Genomic DNA, 12,647 nt, shown 5'->3' with positions numbered 1-12,647 from the left:
CACAACTGGCACCCTATCCCCTAAAATAGGCCCTGTCAACGGGTGCTGGGAAGAATGCTCGACATGTTGCGGCCAAGGGCCGCTGCCTATCGAAAGAGCTTCCAGGTGCCTTCCACCACGCTGCCAAGTACATCCACAAAGCCCTGGGTGATGCCGCCAATGGTGTTGAGCAGCAGCTTGCCAGCGCCAATGGACGTTTTGCTGTTGTCCAGGCTGCCATAAAGGCGCATGGGGAATTCTGGAAGATTCTTCATGTTTACGGTGAAGTTACAGTCAAGGGTCTCACTGTTGAGGTCTATCCATCCACCGCCGGTAACAGTGAGGTCCTGTCCTTTGAGATAAAAATCACCACTTTTTGCAATGCCGTTGGTGATTGCTCCGGAGCTGCCGGCAGCGTCAAAGTGGGTGGGTTTGCCCTTGAGCTGACCGTCTTTGTCGCGCGACTGGTAAAAGCCGTTATGAACGTTGAAGCGCCATTTGCCGTTCAGTCTCGCGGGCAACTGGTTTGCCCCTGTAAGCTCCGCGTCAACCTCGGAGCTTATGCTCGCGCGCCCACCAAGGGCCGCGCTGCCGCCGCGATCTTTGCTTGCTGCGGCAAGGTCAAATCCCTCGATGGACAGGGCATTGGCAAATCCCATCCCTTTGTTGAAGCGCATTTCACCATGCGCCGACACGGGCGAGCCATAAAATTTACCACCCTGGCTTTCGTAGCGCAGGGTTCCGTTCTCCATCTTGGCTTTAAGGCGCAGGTCGTCAGTGCGCAGTTTCCACAGGGTGAGCTGGCCAACGTGCGCTTCGCCCTCAGCGGAAAATGCCCGCATGAAGCGCAGATCCCACGGTTTGCCGTCAGTCTTTTTTTTGCTCTTGCTGCCGTCTGCCTGACCGGCGGCCTTGTCGCCCACGTAGCGGTCAAGGTCAATCTGCGGAGCGGAGAGCTTGAATCGCAGGGCCAGCTCCTTGCGCCAGTCAAGGCTGATACTGCCGGAAATGTCGTTTTGATCCACCTTGGCGCGGAATTCAGACAGCGCCAGGGAGCCGCTATCGCCCTTGAAGGCTGTGTCCAGCTCAATGCGGCGAAGGGGTTGGGGCACATTGGGGTTGGCAGCGCCAAGCAGTCGCAGTGTTTTTGTGCTGTCCGGGATAAAGGCGGAAACCTTGCCCTGCCAGACCATACCGTCCTTGCCCATGCCCAGTTGCCCTGCGCCGGAAATGTCCGCCCCGAGGGCGTTCATATGCATGTCTGTGGCCGAAAGCTGGTTGCGCGCCGCCTGACAGCTGAATTTGCCGCTGATCTGCGCTTGCAGACCCTCTGGCTGAAAGGATTTTTCCGGGCTGAGGCTCAGGCTGATGGTGCCGGGCAGGTTTTGAAAATCCATGTTGCCGCCGCCCTGGCCATCGCCGCTGAACCAGAGTCTGCCGTTGAGGTCCACGCTGGCGTCAATGCCTTCATCGGCAATGGTGGCGGTCCACTGACCTTCAAGGCCCAGACGGCTCTGCTCCCAGCCCGCAGTGCGGGCTTTAAGGCTTACATCAAGCGTTTTAAAGCCCACCGCGCCGGGGGAGGCTTTGCCGGGGATATTGTTCGGCGGGCGCAACTGGCCTTTCTCTGCCCGGGCGCTTACCGTGCCGCGCAACTTGCCCAGAAAAACATCCAGCTCGCGCCCCTGGCTCATAACGTCCACATCACCGCGTAGCTTGCCACCGCTCACGGGCATGACCGGGAGGTCTTTTGCCAGATTCTCGCCGTTAACGTCACGCATGTGCAGGCGGATGGCGTAGGGGGTATCCGGGTGACCGCCCATGATGGTATCGCCCTTGACGCTGCCGCCGTAAAGAGTGCCGTCAACAATCAGCAGGGTGTCTTCAAAGTGGGTGACCTGGTCAACCAGCCCCTGCTTGATGACGACCAGCGCATCGTTGATAACGATGGGGCCGTAGTTCACCCGTGTTGCAGCCAGCCGGATGTTGTAATCAAGACCGATTTCGCCAGGCACCACAGGCTTGCCGGGCATGGGAGTGAGCGGACCGTGGCCGTATCGCGGTTCGGCAGGCACAGTACCCACTGATTCGGGGATGGCGCGCCCCAGATTCACCGTCTCGGCCTTGAGATCCAGCAGCAGTTCAGGTTTGGCCCAGCTCGCAACGCCGCCGGAACCCAAAAAGCGGCTGCCTGCGGCGGTTACATCAATATGAGGAACGCGCAGCCCTTTGCCATCCACTGAAAAATCAAGCGTGCCCAGGGTTACTTCGTCCAGCGCCACCTGAAGGCCGGGTGCCAGATTGCGGGCAAAGCCCAGCCATTCCGTCAGGCTTGCGCGCTGAAGTTGCAGGCGTCCTTCAATATTGAATGTGTCCGGCCCGCCAAGGCGCAGCAGGCCGTTGACGGTCACATCGTCCTGCCCAAGCCGCAGGCGCAGGTTTTCAAGGTTGATGCCCTGATCTTCCTTGTTGCGCTGCGCCACAGTGCCTGTCACGTGGGCAGGCAGCAGCACTTCATCCTTGCGAAGTTCGCCTTCAAGGTCGCTGGTCAGGCTCCAGCCATTGGCGTCAGTCTTGAGGCCCAGTGCGAAGTTGAGGCGGGCCAGCCAGTTGGGCAACTGCATGGTGCCTTTGATCGTCAGTTGCGGCGTTTTTGCCAGAGGGGCCGAGAGGTCTGTCTTGCCTTCCAGGTTGAGGTGTTCAATCCGGGCTGGCAGTTGACCTTCTGGCTGAAGAATCGCTGTGGCGCAAAAAAAGTTGCCCTCAAGGCGTGTGCCCGAGGCGGTTTCCAGGTCGCATTGCAGTCCGTTGGCCGTCATTTGCGTTTTGTCCGCGCCGATGATGTCCACTTCGCCCTGTGAAACAGCCAGTCTGAAGCGACCCGGCAAAATGCCCGGCAACAGTGCCGTGCCTCCAATGTTGTCCCCGGCGAGTCGGGCCAGCCACGACTGCACGGAATCCTGCTCAGAGGGTTGCTCTTGTGCGGCAACGCTTTGCGAGGGAGCCGTCGCATTGGTTGCGGATGGAAGCGTTGCATCCTGTGTCGGTGACGTGCTGACCTTTGCCTCTGGAGATGCGGCAGGCTGAGGGGCGGATTTGGGAGAGTTTTTTTTGGGTGCTCCGCTTACTGGCGTGGACTGGGGTGTCGCAGACAGAGCCGTGTCAGCATGTGCCGCACTGGGCTGTGCGTCCTCGGCATTGTCAGGGAACAGAAAGGGCAGGCTGAGCGCCACGGGCAGTTCGCCCTTGAGGCGGGGGCGCAGCAGGGTGATATTGCGGGGCAGCAGCTCGCCGCGCAGCAGAGCCAGAAAGTCGGGCCTGAGTGTGGCGTAGGCAACGGTAAAATTAAAGTTCTTGCCCTCCACGCTGGCATTGCTGACAGCCAGGGAGGGCAGCGGCAAAAGAGCCACGTTGACCGATTCAACAGTAATATTCAGGCCGGTGCTGGAGGCAATCTGTTCAATATAATGTTGGGCCAGCGCTTCGGGATTACGTTGCAAAAGCCAAAAGACCGCCGCCGACATAGCCGACAGGGTTAACAGAAGCGCCAAAAAAATGCGCGTGATGAGGCGAAGTCGGCCAGGGTTGAGCAGCATGTGCATTCTCGCGTCTTGACGCCTTGGGGCGTCGAGGCTAGGTTTTGAACCTATTGCAAATCGGGCCTGTTGGCAACTGTCAGGCAGGAGATGCCAAGCACTGTGCGCAGTTAGCGCAAAACCACATTATTGTTGCCGGGGGCGCATGAAGCGGCTTTTGTGGATAGGCAGTCCTTTTTTCAGCGACGCCCTTTCTTCCTGCGGCTGGGATGCTGTGGCCCGGCATAATTTTGAGCATGCCGCCGTGTTTGGCTGGCATGATCTGGTACGTATTGCGGGTTTTGAGCCAGACGTGCTGGTAGTGGCCGACAAAAGCCGCGCTCCCTATGTGCTTGGCGTAGAGGATTTTCCGTGTCTCACTGTGTTCTACAGCGTGGATTCTCACATCCATTCGTGGCAACCGTATTACGCTCAGGCTTTTGATGTCTGCATTGCGTCTTTGCGTGATCATCTGCCGCGTTTTGCAGGGGCGTATCTGCCCGCAGATCGGGTGTGGTGGTCTCCGGCCTTTGCCTGGGCTCAGGATGCGCCCGAGCCGCAGACGGCCAAGGATATGGACTGCGTGTTTGTGGGCACGGTCAATGCCGATCTGCCGCGCCGCGCGGCCTTTCTGGAAAAGTGCCGCAGCGGATTGCCGGAATTGCAGATTGTAACCGGCCCCTACCGCCATTTATATGCAAGGGCGCGGGTGGTGCTGAACCACTGCGAGCACGGCGACCTGAACTTTCGGGTTTTTGAGGCCTTGGGCTGCGGCAGTTGCCTTGTGACCCCGCGCATCGGGCACGGGCTGACGGATATTTTTGCCGAGGGCGAACACATGCTCTGCTATGGGGCGGATACGGCAGACAATGGCAGCATTGTGGATGCTGCAACCTCTGCTGGCGAGGCCGTGGCGCAGGTGCGCTATCTGCTTGCGCACCCGGATGTTGCCGCGCGCATGCGCCAGGCCGCTCTGGCCTGCATAGACGGAGGCCACAGGGCGGTGCACCGGGCAAGAACCTTCAGTGACAGGGCGCGCGCCCTCCTGGCCAGCGATCCGCAATGTGTTGCGCGCCGCAGGGGCAGGGCCGCAGCCATCCGCAAGGATTGCCTGCGTTTGCCCTATCTGCATTGGGCCGAGGAGTTGCGCAGTACCGGGTTGAGCGAGGCCTATCTTGCGGCTGCCAAGGGAAAATTCGGGCTGACGGGGCGGGAATGAGCAATAAAAAAACGTTGAGAACGGGTATTCTCAACGTTGATGTTTTTTAATTTCTGCTGTTTCTTCCTGAAGAAGCGGGAATACCCACCGCCGGGTCAAAGTGCAGATCCAGCGCGGGGTCTACATCGGGCGCAACGCTGACGCTCTGCGTGGGTTCGTCAAAACTCAGATGCAGCAGGGGGTCTTGCGCAGGCTGCGGGGCAGGGCGGGGCGCAATGTGGGCGGCTCCCCTGGGGGGGAACGCGGCATCGGCAGGTTCCGTCACGTCCAGCGCGTCAAGGCGCGATTCCAGCGAGCGCAGCAGCACACGCATCTGTGCGTGTTCTTCGTGCAGTGATTTGCAAAGTTTTTCCTGGCTGCGCAGCATGTGGTACAGCACAGCCAGTATTCCGAAGAAGCACAAAAAAATGAAAAGCATGATGGAAAACATGGCAGGCCTCCAAAAATACGGGCCGGGAAGGCCCGGCCAGCAGTTTTTATATACGTTCAACACTTCTTGGGCAAGGAGCTTTTATGGCCGCGCAACACATTGAACCGCATCTTGTAATGGCAGACGAGCGCGGCAATATCTATGACGATCCCGATCTGCTCATGGTCTGTCGGCGAGGCGCGCAGTGGGGGCTGCCTCGTCCGGACGAACTGATTCCCCTGCCGGAGGAAAGCGAGTTCTTTTTGTTGCCTGGCAGGCAAGCAGTGGGCCTTGACCCCGAAACCGGGCACATTGCGCCCCCTGAGGGCGAGGCCCAGCTCGCCGTCGCGGCCTTTGCCGCACCCGGCTATACGCTTTCGGCTCATCCCGCCTATGAAAGCGGCGAAAACGCGCCCATGTTGCCCCTGTTTGCCTACGGGGCCGTGGGCTTCGCCAGAGGGCGTTTCTATATCTGTGCCCGCAGGGTGGATACCGAACCTCGGCAGATTTTCAGCAACATTCCGCGCGGACGCATTGAGCAGGGCGCCCGCGCCCTGCTGCGCGATTACCCCAAGAACAGGCTTATCCGTCATATTATGGATAACTGCGTGGCGCGCTACGATTGCCCTGCGGCCCGCAATTTTGCACTGGGCCGCTACGAGGCCCCGCTGCCGTCGTCCCGCGCCTGCAACGCCAGCTGTATTGGCTGTATTTCAGCGCAGGAGAAGGACTCGCCCATTCAGTCAACGCCGCAGTGCCGCCTTGCCTTTACGCCCAGCCCGGAAGAGCTGGCCGAGGTCATGCGCGTCCATTCCGGGCGCGAAACCCGTACGCCCATTTATTCCTTTGGTCAGGGCTGTGAGGGCGATCCGCTCATGAACCCTGATCTGCTGGTGGAGAGCGTGCGCCAGTTCCGCGCGGGCGAAGGCCCCGGCACGGTCAACTGTAATACCAACGCCTCCCGGCCCGAGGCTGTGATCCGCCTTGCCGAAGCGGGGCTGACCAGCATGCGAGTGAGCCTGAACAGCGCCCGTAACGGTCTTTATGAACGCTATTACAGGCCATCCGGCTATTCCTTTGACGATGTGCGCGCCTCCATTCGCGAGGCCCGCAGCCGTGGCATATGGGTTTCGTTGAACCTGCTGGTCTTCCCCGGCGTTACGGATACGGAAGAAGAGCTGGACGCTCTGGCGCGTCTGGTGGGCGAAAACGGCGTGAGCATGATCCAATGGCGCAACCTCAATATTGATCCCGAATGGTACTTCAAGCTCATGAGCGGCGGCGAGGGAGAGCAAAAACTGGAACTCTCGCCCAGCATGGGGCTGACATCGTTCATGAAACGCCTCAAAAAGCTCTGCCCCTGGCTGCGCTATGGCTATTTTAACCCCTATCTGGGTGAAAAAGCCGAGCTTGCCGCGCCCATGCCGGGAGAGTGGAGCATGCCAGCCCCGCGCGCAAGAGAAGCGGCAATAGAAGATGGTCTGGACGCCGGGGCGGAAGAGGACTCGCACAACGGATCAGACAGCGAATAATTAGCGTATTCCGACGGTTAACAGTTTCGGAGCCCTGCGAGTTGCGCGGGGCTCCGATTTTTTTTCGCCTTTTTTTATTTTTGTGACCAATGTCACAGTTTTTCTTTGCGTACCGTGCTGAGGTGGAGTTGCGCTGGTTGTGATTCCCGCACAATCTGCTGGAAAAGCCTCGGACGTGAGTGACAGGGATGTAATAAAAGAGTTCTGGTGATTCTTTCCCTTGACAGGAGATTCGAACATCCCTATCCATTTAGAAAATGAATTTCAATTTTAAATAAGACGCAACGAAGGAGAATGTCATGAGTAAGGTACTGATTGTTTTTGGTTCCAGCACTGGCAATACGGAAAGCATCGCCCAGAAGCTTGAGGAACTGATTGCTGCTGGCGGACATGAAGTCACGCTGCTCAACGCGGCGGACGCCTCGGCAGAGAACCTGGCTGACGGTTATGATGCCGTGCTGTTTGGTTGCTCGGCCTGGGGTATGGAAGATCTGGAAATGCAGGACGACTTTTTGTCCCTGTTTGAGGAATTTGACCGCATCGGGCTGGCTGGCCGCAAGGTAGCCGCCTTTGCCTCCGGTGACCAGGAATATGAACATTTTTGCGGCGCGGTGCCTGCCATTGAAGAGCGCGCCAAGGAACTGGGCGCGACCATCATTGCCGAGGGGCTCAAGATGGAAGGCGATGCTTCCAACGACCCCGAAGCCGTGGCTTCGTTTGCCGAGGATGTGCTCAAGCAGCTGTAAAATTCTGCTACGCACGGCGTTAAGCCTTTCGGCTGCGTCATATGGGCCCGCTGTGTTTCAGGTCAGTGTCATGTCTGCCCTGAAGCCAGCGGGCTTTTTCTTTGCGTTCATCGTGCAGTTCTTCTCCGTTTCTCACGCTCAGGCTGTGCCGGTGCGCAGACAACACATTGCGCCTCTTGCCAAACCCTTACGTCGAGTGCAGAATTATTGTTCGCAAGAGCGAAACGTAACGGACAAGCGAGGAGTTCATGGCAATTCTGGTTTGCGGCGGTGCCGGATATATCGGTTCTCACAATGTGCGCGCCCTGTTGGAGCGCGGCGAAACACCTGTGGTGCTCGACAATTTTCTTACGGGGCATCGTGGTTCCGTTCCGCAGGATGTGCGCCTCTATTCCGGCGATATGCGTGATCCGGCATTGCTTGATGCCGTATTTTCAGAACAGCCCATTGAGGCCGTGCTGCACTTTGCCGCCTGCTCCCTTGTGGGTGAGAGCATGGAGCAGCCGCTCAAATATTTTCAGAACAACATACATGGCATGATGGTGCTGCTTGAAGCCATGGCGCGCCACGGGGTGGACAAGATCGTGTTTTCGTCCACGGCTTCGGTCTATGGCGAACCTGATGTCGTCCCCATTCCCGAACACGCGCCTCTGCGGCCTACCAATCCCTATGGCGAAAGCAAGCTCACCATGGAGCGCATGATGCACTGGGTGGGCAGGGCGCACGGTATACGCTCTGTTATTCTGCGTTATTTCAATGTGGCTGGCGCATGGCCTCAGGGCCTTATTGGCGAGGATCACAGGCCGGAAAGCCATCTTATCCCCATCATTCTTCAGGTGCCGCTGGGCAAAAGGCCCCATGTCACCATTTTTGGCGATGATTATCCCACGCCGGACGGTACGTGCATTCGCGACTATCTGGACGTGATGGAGCTGGCCGACGCGCACCTGCGCGCTGTGGATTACCTGCGTGGCGGCGGCGGCAGCGAAGTGTGCAACCTGGGCAACGGCACGGGATTTTCTGTGCGGCAGATGGTGGAAGCAGCGCGTCGTGTGACCGGACGCGACATTGCCGTCAGCATCGGAGCGCGCCGCCCCGGTGATCCGGCACGGCTGGTGGCCTCCGCCCAACGCGCCGCCGAGGTGCTGGGCTGGACAGCCCGCGCTGATATAGACAGCATCATCGCCTCGGCCTGGAACTGGCACTCGCGTAATCCAGAAGGATTTGCCGAATAACATGCCGGTTTGCGCCGCGACTGTCTTGCGCCTGTCCGCTCTGCGGATGGGCGCTTTTTTGTGCGGTCTGCCGGAAGGGCAGACCGTGCATCCCCCTCGACATGATCGCCCTTGTGCTTATGTAAAACGTATGCGCTGCCTGCGCCGGGAGGAACCCATGCCCAGATTAGGACGAACGAGTTGTCTCCTTATTTGCACATTCATGCTGTTGGCTCTGCTGCCGGGTCTGCCATTGGCGGTTTTTGGCGCTTCGCCCTCAGCTTCGGAGGTTTCGATGCAAAACACGTATCCCATGCCGCCGCTTTCAGGCCTGGAGGCGGACGTGCTGTTGCGCAAGGCCACAGAGCCGCCCTATACGGGCAAATACGTCAACAATCATGAGGCGGGCACCTATATCTGCCGCCAGTGCGGCATGCCGCTCTACCATTCTGACGACAAGTTCGAGTCCGGCTGCGGCTGGCCCAGTTTTGACACGGCGGTGCCCGGTGCGGTGCGCCGTGTGCCCGATGCAGATGGTCGCAGAGTTGAGATTCTCTGCGCCAACTGTGGCGGGCATCTGGGGCATGTGTTTGAGGGTGAAGGATTCACCGAAAAAAACACGCGATATTGCGTCAATTCGCTGTCCATGAGTTTTGCCCCTGCGGGCAGCGAGGCGGAAAAAGCGGCTCTGGCGAGGTTGGCTGCAAAGAAGGAAACCTCCGCTGCCGGGGGCGCTCCGCTGGCGTCTACCGGGGCTTCAGGGCAGAATACAGCCTCTGGAGGATGCACTGCTTCAGCCATTGTGGCTGGCGGCTGCTTCTGGGGGGTGGAAGACGCTTTTCAGAAAATACCGGGCGTGTGCGAGGCGATTTCGGGTTATACGGGCGGTCACACGGTCAACCCCAGTTATGAAGACGTGTGCCGGGGCGATACCGGCCATGCGGAGGCCGTGCTGGTGCGCTATGATCCCTCGCGCGTGAGTTACGAGCAGATTTTGCGCCGTTTTTTTGAAATCCACGATCCCACACAGCTCAACAGGCAAGGGCCGGACTGGGGCGAGCAGTACCGTTCAGCGGTCTTTTATCAGGGCGCGGAACAAAAGGCCGTGGTCGAAAAGCTGGTGGCGCGCCTGCGCGAGCTTGGCTACAAGGTGGTTACGCAGATCGCGCCCGCAGGGCCTTTTTATGAGGCCGAGGCCTACCATCAGGATTTTGCTCGCCGTACGGGGCGGGGCGTATGCCACATGTCTGTGCCGCGCTTTTCGCAAAGGGTGGATGGAACCCCGGTTAAATAAAAGGTTTGGCTGACGGCGGCCCGCTATTTCCCTCTGCTGCACGCAGACAGGCCCGTTTCAGATGCGGAGCGTTTGTTCTCCCTGAAACGGGCCTGAATTTTTTTTGAATCTTTTGCAGTTAACGCAGTATCTGGGCAGTGGAGGCGCAGGGCAGGCCAAAGGCTTCGGCCACGCCCGCAAAGGTGCATTGCCCATCAACCGTATTCAGGCCGCGCTCAAGGGCGATATTGTCGCGGCAGGCATTTTTCCAGCCTTTGTCCGCCAGTTCCACCGCAAAGGGCAGAGTGGCGTTGGTCAAGGCATAGGTTGACGTGACCGGCACGGCCCCAGGAATGTTGGCAACGGCGTAGTGGATGACGCCGTGCTTTTCATAGGTGGGTTCGTGGTGGGTTGTGGGCCTGCCCGCCGTGGTTTCAAACGAACCACCTTGGTCAATGGCCACATCCACCACCACGCTGCCGGGGCGCATGGTTTTTATCATGGCTTCTGTCACCAGTTTGGGGGCCATGGCGCCGGGAATAAGCACGGAGCCGATAACGAGATCGGATTCCTGAACGGCCCCGGCAATATTGTATTCGTTGGAAGCGAGGGTCTGGACGCGGGAAGAGAAAATATCGCCCAGATAGCGCAGGCGGTTCAGATTGTTGTCCAGAATTGTCACTTCCGCGCCAAGGCCCATGGCCATTTTGGCGGCTTCCGTACCAACAGTGCCGCCGCCCACAATGGCGACCCTGGCGCGCTGCACACCAGCTACGCCGCCCAGCAGCATACCCGCGCCGCCTGCCTGTTTGGTCAGGATATAGGACCCCATCTGCACGGCCATACGGCCCGCCACTTCAGACATGGGGGCCAGCAGCGGCAGACTGCGATCCTTGGGCTGTACGGTTTCGTATGCAAGGCCCACCACACCGGAATTGAGCAGGGCATCGGTGAGCTCCTTGTCCGCTGCAAGATGCAGGTAGGTAAAGAGCAGCAGGCCGGGGCGAAAATATTTGTATTCGCTGGGCAGTGGCTCCTTGACCTTCATGATCATTTCAGCCTTGGCCCATACATCGCCCACTGGCAGCATGCTCGCGCCAGCCTTGGCAAATTCGTCATCGCCAATGCGGCTGCCAAGCCCTGCGCCGCTTTCTACCAGAACCTTGTGCCCGTGGTCAGTGAGCGCCTTGACCCCGGCGGGCGTGATGCCCACGCGGTATTCATCGGCCTTGATCTCCTTGGTGACGCCAATAATCATGGATAGTCCTCGCAAGCTTATGGTTGTGGCGAAACCGGCAATACCGGTCACGCTGGGGGCATGCTTCTTCCATGGTCTGGGGCGCTGGGGGGGATGACGCCTTTCGGGCGGCCTGATTCGCCCGATATGAAACCGTATATTTTTTCCCGTTTATCAGCAATAAAATTGCGATGTTTTGCGGCGTCTTCTTACAGACAATCGCACAAGGTGCGTTCCCGCAATGATTTGAGCCGGATGCCGCCATTGGTGATTTCGCCCCGCAGTTCACGCAGACGGCGATCCATATCTGGGGGAAGATTCTTGCCAGCCCCAGCCTTGAAAGGCTCCATAGATGTAATGTCCACTCCACCGTTTTGCAGGTCGCGCACGAGGATTTCCTTGCCTGCAAAGTGACCGGATGCCGTAGCGGCTATGATGTCGTACGCGGCCTTGTTGGGGTGCTTGAGGATGGATGTGAGCACATGGCCGGGCAGCAGGTTGTCCTTGTCGGTGTTCAGGCCCACGGCATATGCGTTGCGCGCCTTAACCTCCTGCAGGGCAGGGCCGTTGCCCATGCCGCTGGCCAGCACCAGAATATCCGCACCCTGGTCGAGCAGGTTCTTTGCTGCGGCACGGCCAGCCTCCGCATTGGCAAATGAACCTGTAACCACGTTGACGACACGTACTTCCGGGTCAATCACGCGCGCGCCCTCGGTGAATCCTCCCAGCAGGGAGCGCATGGCGGGGCAGTCCTCGCCCGTTATCCAGCCGATAATTTTGCGCCCGCTTATGCCGGGCATGCCGGTCTGCCGCGCAAGCATGGCCGCAGCCGCCCCGGCAAGATAGGCCGCCTGCTCGTCGGCAAAGGTTACGGACATTATATTGGGCGCGCGGATGCCGGCATCAATGCAGCCAAACATGGTGCGGCGAAAGTTGGCGGCATTGTTGCGCAGCACTTCGTGCAGACCGTTGGAGGCCACCAGTACCAGATCATTGTTGCCCGCAGCCGCGCGGAACATCTCCTGAAGCGCTGCTTCGTCATGCCCTGGCTGGGCGGTAATCACAGAGGCCTTTATGCCCAGCTCGCGCTCGGCCTGCCTCAGGCCGTCCACAAGACTGTCGTTCCAGTCGTTATCGCCCGTGGGCGTTTCCAGCAGAAGGGCCACGCGCAGGGGGCCTTGGGGCTTTTCGGCGCAATGGGCTGGCTGGGCAAAGCCAAGGCAAAGGAAGAACAAAAAGGCCAGCATAAGGGAAACAGGGCGGAGTGAGAACATGGATTTTCCTTGAAGTGGATGTGCGGGCAGAGGGATCTATTTTTTTAGGTTTTTGGCAGGCTGAGTGCCCTTTTTTTGCCATGCGCAATATATCGCTGCGGCTTTTGCGGCGCAAGAGCATCTGCTGGCAGGCACTGCGCAAATAAATACAAAATTTTTTTATGTGTTTGATTTTGGTCGCAGGAGGAG

Annotated in this window: 9 protein-coding genes; 5 read left to right on the top strand and 4 right to left on the bottom strand. The window is 58.9% G+C overall.

All coding sequences use genetic code 11. From position 1 onward, the window contains the following. Positions 1-86: 86 nt before the first annotated feature. Positions 87-3,575 (bottom strand): AsmA-like C-terminal region-containing protein, encoded by a 3,489-nt coding sequence (locus QZ383_RS10810; protein ID WP_291445378.1) that lies wholly within the window; start codon positions 3,573-3,575, stop codon positions 87-89. Positions 3,576-3,720: 145 nt separating this feature from the next. Between QZ383_RS10810 and QZ383_RS10805 the strand changes: the two genes are divergently transcribed. After that, positions 3,721-4,773: a glycosyltransferase gene (locus QZ383_RS10805; RefSeq protein WP_291445375.1), complete on the top strand. Its 1,053-nt coding sequence runs from the start codon at positions 3,721-3,723 to the stop codon at positions 4,771-4,773. Between the two features lie 46 nt (positions 4,774-4,819). On the opposite strand, the gene QZ383_RS10800 is transcribed toward QZ383_RS10805, so the two are convergent. After that, on the bottom strand, positions 4,820-5,203 hold the full coding sequence (locus QZ383_RS10800; RefSeq protein ID WP_291445373.1) for a hypothetical protein: 384 nt from the start codon (positions 5,201-5,203) through the stop codon (positions 4,820-4,822). Positions 5,204-5,286: 83 nt separating this feature from the next. Here QZ383_RS10800 and QZ383_RS10795 point away from each other — a divergent pair, with 83 nt between their 5' ends. From QZ383_RS10795 to QZ383_RS10780, 4 genes are all read left to right on the top strand, one after another. Further along, the gene (locus QZ383_RS10795; RefSeq protein WP_291445371.1) at positions 5,287-6,714 is read left to right on the top strand and encodes a radical SAM protein; all 1,428 of its coding nucleotides are present in this window, start codon (positions 5,287-5,289) and stop codon (positions 6,712-6,714) included. 299 nt (positions 6,715-7,013) lie between these two features. Continuing rightward, positions 7,014-7,460, top strand: a complete 447-nt coding sequence (locus tag QZ383_RS10790; protein WP_022659487.1) for a flavodoxin — start codon at positions 7,014-7,016, stop codon at positions 7,458-7,460. 248 nt (positions 7,461-7,708) lie between these two features. Continuing rightward, positions 7,709-8,695: a UDP-glucose 4-epimerase GalE gene (gene galE, locus QZ383_RS10785; protein WP_291445368.1), complete on the top strand. Its 987-nt coding sequence runs from the start codon at positions 7,709-7,711 to the stop codon at positions 8,693-8,695. Between the two features lie 274 nt (positions 8,696-8,969). Continuing rightward, positions 8,970-9,968, top strand: coding sequence for a bifunctional methionine sulfoxide reductase B/A protein (locus tag QZ383_RS10780; protein WP_291445366.1), 999 nt, complete (start codon positions 8,970-8,972; stop codon positions 9,966-9,968). A gap of 118 nt (positions 9,969-10,086) precedes the next feature. Here the strand turns inward: QZ383_RS10780 and ald are convergent, their stop codons facing one another. Then, positions 10,087-11,205, bottom strand: a complete 1,119-nt coding sequence (ald, locus tag QZ383_RS10775) for an alanine dehydrogenase (RefSeq protein ID WP_291445364.1) — start codon at positions 11,203-11,205, stop codon at positions 10,087-10,089. Positions 11,206-11,393: 188 nt separating this feature from the next. After that, on the bottom strand, positions 11,394-12,458 hold the full coding sequence (locus QZ383_RS10770) for a BMP family ABC transporter substrate-binding protein (protein WP_291445362.1): 1,065 nt from the start codon (positions 12,456-12,458) through the stop codon (positions 11,394-11,396). Positions 12,459-12,647: the final 189 nt, after the last annotated feature.

This window comes from Desulfovibrio sp. (assembly GCF_019422935.1).
GTDB lineage: Bacteria > Desulfobacterota > Desulfovibrionia > Desulfovibrionales > Desulfovibrionaceae > Desulfovibrio.
The sequence above is the reverse complement of the archived record's forward strand: the minus strand, read 5'-3'. Positions and strand labels throughout refer to the sequence as shown.